The organism is Winogradskyella flava (assembly GCF_014243395.1).
In the GTDB taxonomy this organism is placed as follows: Bacteria; Bacteroidota; Bacteroidia; order Flavobacteriales; family Flavobacteriaceae; genus Winogradskyella; species Winogradskyella flava.
This window is the reverse complement of sequence record NZ_JACLCP010000003.1, coordinates 215,818-229,582: the sequence shown is the minus strand read 5'-3', so window position 1 is coordinate 229,582 and position 13,765 is coordinate 215,818. Positions and strand designations below refer to the sequence as shown.

The window sequence follows — 13,765 nt, the reverse complement described above, 5'->3', positions numbered from 1 at the left end:
TTATATTTAGTTTTTCTCAGAGTATTACACTACTCCCAAGTTGTGGTTTTGGTCGATTTATCCTTGTTAAAGAATTCTTCAACTTTTTTATTTTCCCAGCTTCTTTTAAAAATTCGTCTTCCCATAAAGACATTTAATCCATGAATACTAATAAAAACGGTCCAAGCTACTATCACACTTAGGTTTAAGCTTATAATATTGTTTTTATAAGGTCCTTCTTCAAGAATATAAAAGTTATATAGAATAAGTCCTATTGCAATGATATACAATGCCAAATGCATATAGAATATCTTAATTCTACGGACTTGCTTTTTTGCTTCAATTAGTTGCCGTCTTTTATCTTCTTTCGAGGTCATAAACTTAATTTTTTACCTGCTTGCCTTTTTTCCAAATGACCTTAGAATTATTCAAGCTTGAAATATCTTCCGTGACATCACCATCAACTAAAATCATATCTGCGATGTAGCCTTTTTTCACAAACCCTGTTTTATCAAGTCCAAAAGCTGTAGTTATATTACTTGTTCCTGCTTTTAAAACCTCAATATTGGATAGTCCAGATTCACTTAAAAGCTGCAGTTCTTTATACAAATCAGTTCCATAATTAATGCCAACGTTCGGAGGATCTGTTCCTGCTAAAATTGGTATGCCTGCGTCGTGCATTTTTTTAACTTCGGCTAAAAGCTGTTCTTTTTTAAGAAATTCATTAGCTCGCTCTCCCATACTTTCAAAAACCTTGGTCGTCGTTAATAATGTCGGGATAACAAAAAACGATTTGTCTTCAGAAAGTGTTTTTAGTATATCAGCATCCAATTCCTTATCCCACCAAATATGTACTAGACCATCGGCATTATTTCTTAAGACATTAACAGCATCTTCTAATCGACTAATATGTACAACGGCCATTTTTTCGGCATTATGTGCTTCTTTTATAAGTTCAGTAACCGTCTCAATTGATAAGGTATTTCGCCAAGGCTCTAAAATGATCTTAATATGATCCACATCCGCTTTGACACGATCCGCTATAAACTGTTTAGCCTCTTCCGGTTTAGTCAAAGTTGGCACTGGAAATCCGAATTGGGTTCCATGCCCTTCGGGTGCCGTTGCCGCATAACCTGCCACATAATACCTTGCATAATTGGTGGAATCCTTTAACTGACGCATTGCCATTTGATAGGTTTCTACGCCTGCCATATCCATAACATTCAACACACCAGCTTTTGCCGCTTGTGATAGTGACTCTGGTGCCCAAGCATGGACATGCGCATTGGATAGCGCTGGCATCAAGCTCTTGCCCTTACCATCAATGATTTGATCTGCATCTGAAACCTTAATTGATTTTGACACCTCTGCAATCAAGCCATCTTCTACTTTTACCGAAGTGGATGCAATAACGTTTTCACCATCAAAAACTTTGACATCTTTTATGATAAAGCTATTCTGAGCATTGCCAATAAAAGCAAAACCTAATACGACTAAAGTTATTCTAATACTGTCCATAATTCTAATTCGTTTGATGTTGATTGAAAACTGAGACTGACCACTGTAATTACTCCCAATTACGTTCTTCCTTATCCATAAACTCTTTAAGCTTACGTTCTTCCCAGTTCTTACCAAAGAAGAAATCCGGTCCAAAAACGCCTATAAAATGAAAGAACAATCCTATGCCCCAAAATGCTGCCGTAGCATATGGTCCGAAGCCATCAAAACCTGCATTCACACCTATTAAAATGATTAAAAACAAATTAACCACAACATAGACTGCCAAATGCCAGTAAAACCCGATTAGCGAATCTACTTTTTTCTTAGCTCTTAAATACGCCTCTTCTTTTCTAAAATCCGAAACCTCATCTTTATCCTTATAAGGTTCTATACTATACTTTTCCATCTTTATAATGTTTTAATTGATATCGTTTGATAATTCATCATTCATGAATTCTTCTATTTTACGCTCTTCCCATCCTTGTCCAAATTTTACGGACAGAACATGCAACACTAAGAATATGCCCCAAATGCCCCAAACACTTAATACGTTTATGCTTGTGAGTTCGCTTATAAAGCTGTCCCAACTATCTAAATCGTTAGATACTTTAAATCCTGTAATCAATATATTAACGATTAGATAAATAATTAAATGATTGTACAGGCCTTTAATTCTTTCGACCCTATCCTTAGCTCTTATATATTTTAAATTTTCATTTTTCATGACGTCATAGTTTAATTCCAATTATTGTTTTTGTCTTCTTTCTGCATGTATTCCTGGATCTTACGCTCTTCCCATTTGGCACCTAAAGCGCCACCATCGACATAAACCCTATAGGCTTGAAACACTAAGCTTAATCCCCAACCTGCCATAGGAAACCAAAACCATTGAATGGTGTGTTGCGAAAATTGGTACCAGATAAATATTAGAAATGGGATGACTAAACAGTACGAAATTAAACTGTAGTAGAATGCCTTTAACTCCTCGACACGCTTGCGAGCCCTAACATAATCGTCATTAAGACGTTCTTGTGATTTTTGTGTTGTTCTCATGATTGATACTTGTTTTGTGAGCATAGGAATCGCCACGGCAAAATCCTTGTCTCTTTGATTGATGTAAACTTTTCGTTCTGAAAGCAGCTTGTAACGTTGTTTTATATTTTCCAATCCAACGCCACTGCTCTTCTTTACGATTTGTTTTGGCTGAAGATTATTCATCACTACCAAGTGATTCCCATCTTCGTATATTTTTATGTGCAACGGTTTGCTAGAAGTAACCATATTGTGTTTTACCGCGTTTTCTAAAAGCAGTTGTAGCGATAAAGGCACAACTTTACTTTCTGGATTTGACGCCTTATCTGGAATTTCAAAAATGATGCTATCCTCAAAGCGCATCTTTAAAAGCGACATATAAGTTCTTGCAAAATTCAGCTCCTCATCTACCGTTACCAGTTCCTTGCTTTTCTGCTCCAAAACATAGCGATACACTTTTGATAGTGAGGTTGTGAAACGTTGCGCATTTTCTGGATTCTCCTCGATTAAGCTGGTTAATACATTTAAGCTATTAAAGAGGAAATGCGGATCTAGTTGATTCTTTAAGGCATCAAACTTAGCACTGGCAGCACCAGCAATGACTTTTTGCTCCTTGATCTTGTTTTTCTGAAATCTATTATAAAAATAAGTAACATAAAACACTGAAAGAATAGATAAGGTGATCCATAATCCAAAAGAATACCCTTGCCAGCTCTCGTTCTTAATAAACGCTTCAAAGGGCTGACCGAAAATAACTACTGAGATAAAAATTCTTAAGAAGAAAATTGTTATTAATGTAATTACGGTAGCACCAGAAATTCCAAATAAGATTCGCTTTACAACTTCATAACTGTTAAGCTGAATTCGTTTAACGTAATTAAAGTAGAGCATATTAACATAGCTCAGAACAAAGGTATAAAGCTGATAAAAACCAAACTCAGTTAAAAAAACATCCATGTTATCGTATTGAAACATATCACCTGATATGAGCTCTCCTACAATGAATATTCCACATCCTATTAGAAATGTGATGACGATATTTTTAACTGATTTTGACATACTTAGTATTTAATTTTTACTCTTTACAAGCCGCTGAAACTTCTTCTGCTCGCTCTTTTCCCCAATTCGGATGGAAATCACTCTCTGCCTTAAAGGTATCAAAAAGTTCAATGGAAGCTTCAATGTCCTGACAATATGGTGAGGTGTCCTTTCCAAAATATTTGGCACTTCCCATATCCCACTCTGCCTTACAAAATGCAGCTCGAGGATTCTTTGGTGCTAGCTCTAATGCTTTTGCATAAAGCTGACTGACTTTAGATCCATATTTCATGCCATAGGTCATACCATCAAAAGCCACCCAATTGGTTAACACCTGCGCTTGCATTATTATTAATTCTGGGTTGTCCTCACTTTTGGTCATAGCAATATCCAAATGCTCTTGTGCTTTATCCAATTGCGCCTTTAAAACCGTTTCGTCCTTTTCGCTCCAGCTTTTTAAACTATTCATTTGCGCTATGTAATAATTAGGCAACCATTGGTCTGCGTCTGCCTTTGCAATACGTTCGAACATATTTTCAGCTTCGTCCCATTTATCTGCTTTCCAGAGTTCAAAGGCTTTAGACATCCCTTTTTCAAAATTGGTCTGGGCAGATGTAATGCCTACGACCAATAGTAATACGATAGTGATTAAATGCTTCATTTTAAATAGTATTATAGTGTTATTGTTATTGATGAATTTTCTTTTAATTCAAATTTGGCGTCTTTCCATTTTGGTGGTCCCATAAAACCTGATGCATTATTCGAACAGCCATAATCCTCTTTTGGAATACCCAAGAAATTGCTATCTAACTTTCCATTATCATTTTCGTCATGGAAAATGGAAACCGCATACGTCCCTTTTGGTATATCCTTAAAAGTCACAGTGCAACTGTTATTAGAAATTTTACTTGTAGTGCCCTTATAAGACTTGCCCAAGAAATTAGCTTCGGTATTATACACCGCAATAAACATCTGGCCATCATTGCTATCGGCGTCTTCTACCTTTACGGTTAAACTATAAGTGTCTTGCCCTTGGGCATAGGAAAACACTGTACTTATGGCGACTATGATTACGAATTTTATTAAGGTTCCCATGATAATTATTTTGTTTGATACAAATATCCGACACAAATGCGCATTTATAAAATGGAAGCTACCGAATTGTAAAATTTAAATGACGAATTGTAATTTTCTTAAATTACTTGTGAAAAAACGTAACTTAGTAAGGCATTTCGATACTGATACGCTATAAGTAAACCGTCAATTCGAGTAAAATCCTATTAGAATTTTATATCGAGAATAAGGTTTACCATTGAAATTCTATTCTCGATACATTCCGACTTTTAGTGTCGGAACACTCGAACTGACGAATTTCAATTTGAAGTAAAAGCATTGACTAACCACTAAAAATCAACCAAAAATGAAATCGAAGATTCACGAATTCCATCAGAAAAATAGAAATCACATGAGTAAAATCCGATTTCTCAGCATTGCCCTCCTCTTTTTTATCACCTTATCATTCGCACAAACCGATAAGCGCCTTAAAGGCATTGAAAAACAATTCAATTCGGTATTGGAAACCTCGAAAACCGCAGGTTTTGCCGTTGCCATTGTAGAGGGTGATAAAATCATTTATGCCAAAGGCTTTGGTTATGCCGACTACGAGAACAAAGTCCCAGCAGATGCCAATACCCTTTTTGCCATTGGTTCTTCTACAAAAGCCTTTACCTCTGCATTACTCGGCATATTGCGTGAAGACGATAAACTATCATTGGATGACAGTCCCTTAAAATATGTGCCTGAATTAAAGTTTTATAATGATGAGATGAACAATAACATCATCATCAAGGATTTAATGCGACATAGTACAGGTTTGCCACGACATGATGGTGCTTGGTACTTTTTTCCATCGCACGATAAAGACACTTTAGTGGCAAGAATGCAATATCACGAACCGTTTACTGGCGTTCGCCAGCAATGGTATTATAACAACTTTGGATTTTTATTACAAGGGGTCATCACTGAAAAAATCACAGGAAAAAGCTGGGAAGAAAATATAGAAGAGACATTTTTTAAGCCTTTGGGCATGAACCGTTCCAAAACGATGATTGATGGTATGAAAAACGGCACAAATACGGCTTTTGGCTACCAATTGGATGACGATAGAAACATCGAAAAAATGGACTACTATGACATTGCTGGGATGTCACCAGCAGGAAGTATTAATAGTAGCGTTAACGATATGAGCAAATGGTTAATGACTTGGATTAACGATGGTAAATATGGTGAAGAACAAATCATTCCAGAGGCTTATGTCAAGGAAGCCATGAGTTCACAAATGGTGGCAGCCTCAGGTTTTCCATCGGATGAATTGCCAGGTGTGCAATATGCCAATTATGGGTATGGTTGGTTCCTGCATTCTTACAAAGGCCATTATATGGTAGAACATGGTGGCAATATCGATGGGTTTTCTGCTAGTGTTGCCTTATATCCAAAAGATAGTTTGGGCATTGTGGTATTAGCGAACCAAAATGGCTCTGCCGTACCACGTTTGATAAGAAATATCGCTGCGGACCATATGCTGAAAACAAACAAAACAAAATGGGCCGAGAAGTATAAGGAAGATACCGAAAAAGCCTTAAAAGCTATGGAAGAGGCTAAAGACACCAACGATATCTCTAACGTAAAGAATACTAGACCATCACATACCAAAATAGACTATACAGGTGCTTATGAACATAAAGGTTATGGCAAGTTTGAAGTCGTTGTGGAGAACGACACCTTGTATGCCGAACTGGACAATAACCGACAATACCTGCATCACTTTCATTACGATACCTTTGAGCTGATTGACTTTAAAGAGGGCAAAGTCGATACTACGGGCATTGGCAAATCCTTAAAAGTGACTTTCACTACCAATGTAGCTGGAGATATTGATTACCTCAAGGCCGAAATAGAACCCATGACTGATCCTATAGCCTTTAAGCGCACACCAAACACCATTGATGTCGATCCTGAAACCATGGAGCGCTATGTGGGTAAATACGATTTAATGGGTACCGAAATTAAAGCCTATATCAAAGACGAGAATGTGCTCTATGTCTTTGTGCCAGGACAACCCGAATATGAGCTCATTCCAACGGCAGAACATAAATTTAATTTTAAGGTCCTAGAGGGCTTTAAGGTAGAGTTTTTGGAAACTGATGGCGCCATTAATGAGGTAAAGTTTATACAGCCCAATGGAACCTTTGTAGCCAAACGGAAAACCGAATAAATTTCTTAAAAATACGTAAGGTTACGTATATAAAGTTGTATGTTTTAAGTCTATATTTGAGCCTATAAACGTAGTTTGGTTAAAGGTTTATTTTTAGCCCTCAGCTAGCATTAATTATTCAAGAATGTTCAGTGACAAAATAAAATATTACCATGGGACTTCCGAGAAAGCTTGGAGAGAAATTAAATCGGAAAAAAAATTTAAACCATCAGATGTAAAAGAAATAGGAAACTATTGGATTACTAAAGGAGTATATTTTGTTTGTGAGAATCCATATATAGCCTTATGGTATTCCCACGTTGCAGCAACGAAAGATAATTCAAAACCAATTGTAATTTGTGTTGAATACTCAATAGATCAAGATAAAAAAAGTCATCTAAATCTATTAACTTCTGATGGACAAAAATTATTAAACCAAGCTCATTTACTATATAAAGAAAAGATAGGTTCAATTTCGAATAATGAGAATCTAGATAGTGTTGCACTATATTTAATGTTAAAAAAATCTAAGAAATTAAAAGCAATAATTGCTGCTTTTCAAGAAGGCATCAGCTATCAAAAACTAATTCATAAACATGATTATAAAAATAAATATGTGCGTAATCAATATGGATTAAGTCCAGGAGACCATCTAGAGCTATGTTTTTTTCCAAATTTAGATCTTGAATCAATATCGTTCCAAGAACTTAGAAAAGAAGAAATTTTAGATAAAAACGACCCTTATTGTTTATGGAATACTGTTTGCTCCAGTTTAAATGAGAGTTTACCAGAGAATTTCAGAGAAAAAGTTGAAAAAGCAATATAAAATGGCAAAGTTTATTTATAGTGAAATACTGAGTGAATATAAGAATTATCTTCATGACAATCTGGAAGAAACAATTTATTTTGAATCAAAACGAATTCTTGATATTTCTGAGGACCAAACTTACTATTTAAATCTTATTAAAAATGAAAAGTTTGAAATCAATAAAGTATTAAACAAAAATAACTCTATAGAATTTTGCAATAAATTACGAAGTCAAAGGAAAATTAGAGATTATGAGAAATACACATTTGATTTTTTTGACCAAACAAAAGAGTATTCTGAATTAGAGAATAGGATTAATTCTATACAAACAATTAATACTATAGCGAATCTTAACAAAAAAAATATTTTCAAAGAAATAAGAAATGATAATGATAAACTTCCAATCTCAGTGATAATTACTACAAAAAACTTTGAGTTTAAATTTGATTCAGAGCCAGATGACAATTTATTTGATCTTCTACAAATTATTGAAACGCCAAAGTATGAAAATCTATTTTATAACTATAATAGATTTTACTTCTCTTATGAAAACTTAAATAGTGCAATAGCAAGTAGTATCAAAGATCCTAAAAGGAATATCATCTATTTTTTGTATGCTTTACTATTTGTGTTTTTAAGAAAAGAAGAAAAACATAGTATAAATTTAATTGGTGAATTAGTAAAAAGGTTAGTTAAACAAGCAAAAAAATATCTCCCTCCAGAGATCGATAAAAAATATCACATAATAGAAGAAATAAACTCCAAGATTCAAAATTTAAAATGAATTAACGCTAACAAACTAAAATGATAAAGAGCTAATTTCATGTAAACTCGAAAATACTCATATATTTTCAGCTTGGCGTGTACTTGCAAATTTAATTGCTAAACCAGGCAACTACTCATAGCTAAGACCATTGGCAGTAAGTAAAACAAACGAATGACTAAACCAGAATACGCCCCACTTTTACCAGCAGGATTTCACGACATTGAATTAGATAATTTAGACAATCTGTTCGTTGATAATTTCTCAAACAATGCAAGAAGAAGTCATTTGGTTAGTCAATTGAGAATTTTTTTGACTGAATTATCAAAAGTAAATGCAAAATTTGAAGTATGGCTAGATGGGTCTTTTTTAACCTTAAAAGATGAACCTGACGATATTGATTTACTGATAGTTTACGATAAAAATCAGATGAATGCACTAAGTATAGATGATAAGAAAATAATAAATAGTCTTTTTCATCGAGCTACGACCAAAATAAGATATGATTTAGATATCTTGCTGTGTCCAAACGACGATGCAAAGAACCGAAGTTATTGGAGAGGTTGGTTTGGATTTACAAGAAACGAAGTACCGAAAGGAATAGCTAGATTTGAATATGGAGTCAATTAGCAGGTTAAATAAAAGTATAGAATATCTTCAATCGCAGATTGAAGAACTTTTGCCTCTGCTAAAAAGAAATCCAGACGACTTTGCTTTGAAGTTACAGATTGAAAATTACAAATCAGAAATAAGTAATCTTCAAAAATCATTACACGATGCCAACCTTAAAAGAAACAAAGAAATAATAGCTCTTAGACTTAGAGGAAATATTGCTAGGTTTGGAACGTTCCCATTAGAATCGGTTGGAGGAATTACCAATTCCTTTTCGAATGCACTATACAAAACTTCTCAATTCCTTCAATACGGAAAAAAAGGAGGCAAAAAAATTGAGAGTATTTTAAAAAATAGTCTTGATATAAGACTTGAGGGAATGGCAAGTGGTTCTACAATATTCTATATTTCTGCCAAAACAAGTCCTGATATTTTTGGTAAAAGTCTAATTCAAAATTCATTAGAGAACACATTCGAGTTGTTTTCTTCGAATAATGAAATAGAGTTGATGGAGAACATCGAGAAAGTTGGTGTTAAGAACTCGAAATATTTTTCAAAATTTCTTGACGAATTAGTGAAAGATGAATTAGAAATTGAACTGACTTGGGAAAGTCCAGATTACGAGGCGAGAGAATGGATTGGAGATAAAGACAAAATTTTAATGTTCTCGAATACTTTTAAAAGTATAGAAGTATCTGAGCCAGAAGTTTTAAACTTCCAAGCCGAACTAATCACATTGAGTTTGAAAAACAAAATTGAAATTAGAGATATTGAAACAGGTCAAATTTTTTCAGTAAGATATGAAAGTTCATTTACGGAAATTCTTAAAGAATTTCATATTGGAGAGCTTAGAGATGTTACTATGACTAAAACGACGATAATAAGTACAGTTTCTCAGAAAGAGAAAACTGAATATAACTTGTTAGAAATTTAATAGAAAACAAACTTAGGATGGCTATAAGTAATTGCCTGTTCTCGCCTACTTTTGAAAATCCTAGTGGATTTTCAATTCAGCAATAGTGAGCGTTAGCCATTAAATCTAAGAGTATAATTGTGTTTTAAAGCGTTTTTCATCGATAAAAATAACTTTTAATCGAATATTTAAAAAAAACCTATATCTTTGTCTATAAGCTTTAGACTAAATGTCATTATTTGGCTTTTGGCTTGATATTTGACATTATTAATATAAATTAAAACGTAACATAACAATATATGCCAGGTAGCAATTAAAAGAAGTTCCAAGAAATATATCGAACCTCTGAGTTTGAAATATTGTAAAACAAAACTTTTGCAATTTTTTTACCAAATCTAGTGTAAGTGGTGTAATCGGTCTCACTATCTATTCTCCAATTCTCACAAGTACCATCTTTACATCGATCGCCTATTCTAAAGTTTAGCTCAATCTCTTTACTTGAATCAGGATATATCAATATAAATTCATAGAATTTACAATAGTGCTTTGGTTGAATTTGCCAAAAATTACTTCCTTCTTTACAAAAAGTATCTAAATACTTAGCACCGAATGTCGTGTAATGCTCATTCTTTATGGTGTTCTTCTTTGATATATTTGTTTCATAACTGAGTTCAAAATCCTTTTTCCTTACTAATCTAGTATTAATTCCAGTGCCAGATTCTGGTTCAATTTTTCCGTATCCATCAGTGACGAGTTCATTAGATGTTGTTTTTTTCTTTGAGAAAAAATTGAGATTAGTTATGTAAATGGTAGTATTAAGCGAAACAGTTTTTCCGTTAACATCAATATATTCGATAGCTGTCTTATATCTCTGATAAATGAAATTTGTATAATTATCCAACTGTTTTCTAAATAGTGCTAGAATTAAATCTCCAAAAAAGGCGGCTATAAAAAGCATTATTACTATTGAAATAATAACAATTAAATAGGCGTTTAAAAGATATGCATAGTTTGGATCTGTATCTGAATTATTTTTTGCAAAATAAATAACTGGTAGAATTGTTAATAAGGTACATGCAATTGGTATTAACTGTTTATTTACTTCTTTCATATAGTTAAAACTTAGAATTTATGGAAAATTCTAACAATTTAAAAAAAAATATTAATAACCTCATGCTAAGTATGTTATTTACCACTTGGATAAATTAAACAAAGTAATTAGCCACGGCCAATATATCGGTGCAAAAAATGTAATACACAAAAAAAGACCATCTTTTAGGATGGTCTTTTTCAATATTATAAAATGTGTTTGCCTTAAAACATCTCTCTACCAGAGTAACAATCAAGTTTAGCATTAGTGCTTTTTATTTATATTTGAATGGTATGGATTTGTAAGTCATATATATGTCATAGCACATTTTGCATCTATTAACCATATAACTAAAAATATCGCAGTGCCAAACAGCCTAAAAGCACATAGGAAAGCAAAAAACTTAACCCAAGAGGAGTTGTCTGAGCATTCAGGTATATCGGTGAGAACCATACAACGCCTCGAAAAGGGTTTAACACCTGGAAGTGCTCATACCATAAAAACATTGGCCAAAGCATTAGAGGTTAAAAGTTCAGACATTGTAATATCGCAATCTGAGATTCAAGAACCTTATGATGATTTGCATAAAGTAAAACTTATGAATTTTAGTATTCTAAGTGTTCTAATGCTACCTTTTGGAAATTTAATTCTTCCAACACTAGTTTATTTTTTCAACATAAAAAACGATTATGTAAAAACTATTGGTAAAAGAATAATTAGCATTCAAATACTAAGCACATTTTTCCTCGTTTTTTTATCAGTCTCAATCTTTTTACTTATGGGAAGAGGTAATGGCGCGATCCCTAAACCTGTACCCATCATTTATTTTATGTACACTCTTGTTTCTATTTTAATAGTGATCAAGACTTCAAGAGATTTAGATCGCAATAGAAAGATTTTAAAAATCTTCCCAGACCTTATATAACATAACCTTTGTCAGGTAAATGTCGGGTTATTGACAGCTGACTTTTATGATATCAAGTTTCATATTCAAATACTTTTGAGCTTATTCAAAACCACTTAGAATATGAAATATTTATTTGTCTTTATAGCACTAATATCTAGTTATACTTACGCCCAAAACATAAATACAGAGCAACTAGACAGTTACTTTTCTTCCCTAGAACATCGTAATGAAGCCATGGGCAGTATTGCTATTTCAAAAAATGGGAAAATACTATACTCCAATGCTATAGGCTATAAAACCATTAATGGTAACGACAAAGAAAAATCTACTACGGCAACGCACTATAAGATATGGTCTATTACAAAGACGTATACGGCTGTAATGATCTTTCAACTTATAGAAGAAGGGAAACTATCATTAGATACGACATTAAATACGTTCTATCCTCAAATACCAAATTCAAAAAAAATAACCATTAGGCAAATGCTCTGCCATAGAAGCGGGATTTTTGATTATGTCAATGATATTGAAAAAGACATTAAACTTAGAGATATTCAGAGTAAAGACAGTATCGCTGAACTTATAGGAACATTTACACCTAATTTTAAACCTGGAGAAAACTTCAGATACAGTAATTCCAATTACTTATTTTTAGGGTACATTATTGAAACCCTAGATAGTGTGAATTTTGAAACAGCTTTGAGTAACAGAATCTTATCGAAGCTTAAACTTAGAAACACCTACTTCGGAACGCAAACCGTAAAAAACTTAAAAAACATAGCAAATACCTATAATTTTAATGGTAGTTGGATACCCGTTGATGGCGAAGCAGATTATAACAATCATATAGAAACAGCTGATGGAGGCATTGTAGCCACTATGGAAGACATGGCACTATTTATTGAAGCCTTATTTGATGGCAAGTTAATTTCAGAACAAGGTCTTTCTAATATGCTTGAGGGCAATGACTCTTATAGACTAGGTATTATGAAAACACAGTTTTTAGATAGTGAGGGCTTTGGGCATACTGGTGGTTGGATCTCTGAGTCGAGTCTTTTCTATTACCCAAAAGAGGAGCTAACTATAGCTTATGCAACAAACGGCATCGTCATTAGAAAAGAAGAAATACTTGATAATGTTCTAAAGATATATCATAACAAACCTTTTGCAGTATCTATGAATAGAAATGTACAAGGGCTGGTAATCCTAATTATTGGTCTTTTATGTTATTCTATTTTAAGGTTCAGATTTAGCAAAGTATTGACCTCCAGAAATCTAATCTATTTAGGCTTCATAACTCCGCTTATTTTTTGGATCGGATCATTTATTTCGGGGCTATTACGTGAGAATTACAATTACCTTTCTGAACCTATAACAGCATTAGACGCATTCTACAGCAGTTCTGGAACTTTTATGGCAAGCATACAATTTACAACGGCTTTGCTTTCTATACTTTTCTTTTTAATAATCTACAAGAACTGTAAGCGACATCAGATAAATGTAATACCTGCTATGTTGTTATTATTTGTCCCTATAGCAATGATAGGAGCTTCATTATTTCCCTTTCCAAATGAACTCTACTCACTGTTTACAAATATTATTATTCTTAGCGCCTTAAGTCCAATAACTGCTATTTTTCTTTGGAGAAAATCTCAAATTTATGGAATAAGACGTTTAGCCTTATTGAGTATTTTTTTAACCATAGTTTCAATTTGTTTAATAGCAATAAGATCAGTAGATCCAGAGTTCGTTTTCAATTACATGGGTATTATTCAAAGAATTCTATATCTAGGATGGTCACTATGGTTTGTGTTTTTAGCCCTAAGTTTTCAAAACTTAAACAAAAAAAAACCATCCTAACAGATGGTCT

15 protein-coding genes are annotated in these 13,765 nt (G+C 33.4%); 7 read left to right on the top strand and 8 right to left on the bottom strand.

Annotated elements, in window-relative coordinates:
- Positions 1-29: 29 nt before the first annotated feature.
- Genes H7F21_RS11460 through H7F21_RS11430 form a run of 7 tightly spaced genes read right to left on the bottom strand, consistent with a single transcriptional unit; the run spans position 30 to position 4,644 of the window.
- On the bottom strand, positions 30-356 hold the full coding sequence (locus H7F21_RS11460; protein WP_185789428.1) for a 2TM domain-containing protein: 327 nt from the start codon (positions 354-356) through the stop codon (positions 30-32).
- Positions 357-360: 4 nt separating this feature from the next.
- On the bottom strand, positions 361-1,497 hold the full coding sequence (locus H7F21_RS11455) for an amidohydrolase family protein (protein ID WP_185789427.1): 1,137 nt from the start codon (positions 1,495-1,497) through the stop codon (positions 361-363).
- Positions 1,498-1,546: 49 nt separating this feature from the next.
- The gene (locus H7F21_RS11450; protein WP_185789426.1) at positions 1,547-1,885 is read right to left on the bottom strand and encodes a 2TM domain-containing protein; all 339 of its coding nucleotides are present in this window, start codon (positions 1,883-1,885) and stop codon (positions 1,547-1,549) included.
- Between the two features lie 12 nt (positions 1,886-1,897).
- The gene (locus H7F21_RS11445) at positions 1,898-2,203 is read right to left on the bottom strand and encodes a 2TM domain-containing protein (RefSeq protein ID WP_185789425.1); all 306 of its coding nucleotides are present in this window, start codon (positions 2,201-2,203) and stop codon (positions 1,898-1,900) included.
- Positions 2,204-2,214: 11 nt separating this feature from the next.
- Positions 2,215-3,570, bottom strand: a complete 1,356-nt coding sequence (locus H7F21_RS11440) for a histidine kinase (RefSeq protein WP_185789424.1) — start codon at positions 3,568-3,570, stop codon at positions 2,215-2,217.
- Between the two features lie 16 nt (positions 3,571-3,586).
- Positions 3,587-4,210 carry a hypothetical protein gene (locus H7F21_RS11435; protein WP_185789423.1) on the bottom strand — a complete coding sequence of 208 codons (624 nt, stop codon included), beginning with the start codon at positions 4,208-4,210 and terminating at the stop codon, positions 3,587-3,589.
- 11 nt (positions 4,211-4,221) lie between these two features.
- Positions 4,222-4,644 (bottom strand): DUF2141 domain-containing protein, encoded by a 423-nt coding sequence (locus tag H7F21_RS11430; protein WP_185789422.1) that lies wholly within the window; start codon positions 4,642-4,644, stop codon positions 4,222-4,224.
- A 370-nt stretch (positions 4,645-5,014) separates the two neighbouring features.
- Here H7F21_RS11430 and H7F21_RS11425 point away from each other — a divergent pair, with 370 nt between their 5' ends.
- The 5 genes from H7F21_RS11425 to H7F21_RS11405 all read left to right on the top strand — a co-directional run bounded on the left by H7F21_RS11425 (position 5,015) and on the right by H7F21_RS11405 (position 9,919).
- The gene (locus H7F21_RS11425) at positions 5,015-6,823 is read left to right on the top strand and encodes a serine hydrolase (protein ID WP_185789421.1); all 1,809 of its coding nucleotides are present in this window, start codon (positions 5,015-5,017) and stop codon (positions 6,821-6,823) included.
- Positions 6,824-6,947: 124 nt separating this feature from the next.
- Positions 6,948-7,628: a hypothetical protein gene (locus H7F21_RS11420; RefSeq protein ID WP_185789420.1), complete on the top strand. Its 681-nt coding sequence runs from the start codon at positions 6,948-6,950 to the stop codon at positions 7,626-7,628.
- Position 7,629: 1 nt separating this feature from the next.
- Positions 7,630-8,394, top strand: coding sequence for a hypothetical protein (locus H7F21_RS11415; RefSeq protein ID WP_185789419.1), 765 nt, complete (start codon positions 7,630-7,632; stop codon positions 8,392-8,394).
- A 153-nt stretch (positions 8,395-8,547) separates the two neighbouring features.
- A complete protein-coding gene (locus tag H7F21_RS11410; RefSeq protein WP_185789418.1) occupies positions 8,548-9,003 on the top strand; it encodes a DUF6932 family protein in 456 nt (151 codons plus the stop codon).
- Positions 8,990-9,919, top strand: coding sequence for a hypothetical protein (locus H7F21_RS11405; protein ID WP_185789417.1), 930 nt, complete (start codon positions 8,990-8,992; stop codon positions 9,917-9,919). Before H7F21_RS11410 ends, H7F21_RS11405 begins: the two co-directional genes overlap by 14 nt.
- Before the next feature lie 292 nt (positions 9,920-10,211).
- On the opposite strand, the gene H7F21_RS11400 is transcribed toward H7F21_RS11405, so the two are convergent.
- Positions 10,212-11,009, bottom strand: coding sequence for a hypothetical protein (locus H7F21_RS11400; RefSeq protein ID WP_185789416.1), 798 nt, complete (start codon positions 11,007-11,009; stop codon positions 10,212-10,214).
- Positions 11,010-11,352: 343 nt separating this feature from the next.
- Between H7F21_RS11400 and H7F21_RS17580 the strand changes: the two genes are divergently transcribed.
- A complete protein-coding gene (locus H7F21_RS17580; protein ID WP_185789415.1) occupies positions 11,353-11,913 on the top strand; it encodes a helix-turn-helix domain-containing protein in 561 nt (186 codons plus the stop codon).
- Between the two features lie 102 nt (positions 11,914-12,015).
- On the top strand, positions 12,016-13,755 hold the full coding sequence (locus tag H7F21_RS11390) for a serine hydrolase (protein ID WP_185789414.1): 1,740 nt from the start codon (positions 12,016-12,018) through the stop codon (positions 13,753-13,755).
- Positions 13,756-13,765 lie beyond the last annotated feature (10 nt).

What these genes read in the sequence shown, in the direction of transcription:
- H7F21_RS11460 (WP_185789428.1), bottom strand. Translation starts at nt 356, where the DNA reads ATGACCTCGAAAGAAGATAAAAGACGGCAACTAATTGAAGCAAAAAAG.
- H7F21_RS11455 (WP_185789427.1), bottom strand. Translation starts at nt 1,497, where the DNA reads ATGGACAGTATTAGAATAACTTTAGTCGTATTAGGTTTTGCTTTTATT.
- H7F21_RS11450 (WP_185789426.1), bottom strand. Translation starts at nt 1,885, where the DNA reads ATGGAAAAGTATAGTATAGAACCTTATAAGGATAAAGATGAGGTTTCG.
- H7F21_RS11445 (WP_185789425.1), bottom strand. Translation starts at nt 2,203, where the DNA reads ATGAAAAATGAAAATTTAAAATATATAAGAGCTAAGGATAGGGTCGAA.
- H7F21_RS11440 (WP_185789424.1), bottom strand. Translation starts at nt 3,570, where the DNA reads ATGTCAAAATCAGTTAAAAATATCGTCATCACATTTCTAATAGGATGT.
- H7F21_RS11435 (WP_185789423.1), bottom strand. Translation starts at nt 4,210, where the DNA reads ATGAAGCATTTAATCACTATCGTATTACTATTGGTCGTAGGCATTACA.
- H7F21_RS11430 (WP_185789422.1), bottom strand. Translation starts at nt 4,644, where the DNA reads ATGGGAACCTTAATAAAATTCGTAATCATAGTCGCCATAAGTACAGTG.
- H7F21_RS11425 (WP_185789421.1), top strand. Translation starts at nt 5,015, where the DNA reads ATGAGTAAAATCCGATTTCTCAGCATTGCCCTCCTCTTTTTTATCACC.
- H7F21_RS11420 (WP_185789420.1), top strand. Translation starts at nt 6,948, where the DNA reads ATGTTCAGTGACAAAATAAAATATTACCATGGGACTTCCGAGAAAGCT.
- H7F21_RS11415 (WP_185789419.1), top strand. Translation starts at nt 7,630, where the DNA reads ATGGCAAAGTTTATTTATAGTGAAATACTGAGTGAATATAAGAATTAT.
- H7F21_RS11410 (WP_185789418.1), top strand. Translation starts at nt 8,548, where the DNA reads ATGACTAAACCAGAATACGCCCCACTTTTACCAGCAGGATTTCACGAC.
- H7F21_RS11405 (WP_185789417.1), top strand. Translation starts at nt 8,990, where the DNA reads ATGGAGTCAATTAGCAGGTTAAATAAAAGTATAGAATATCTTCAATCG.
- H7F21_RS11400 (WP_185789416.1), bottom strand. Translation starts at nt 11,009, where the DNA reads ATGAAAGAAGTAAATAAACAGTTAATACCAATTGCATGTACCTTATTA.
- H7F21_RS11390 (WP_185789414.1), top strand. Translation starts at nt 12,016, where the DNA reads ATGAAATATTTATTTGTCTTTATAGCACTAATATCTAGTTATACTTAC.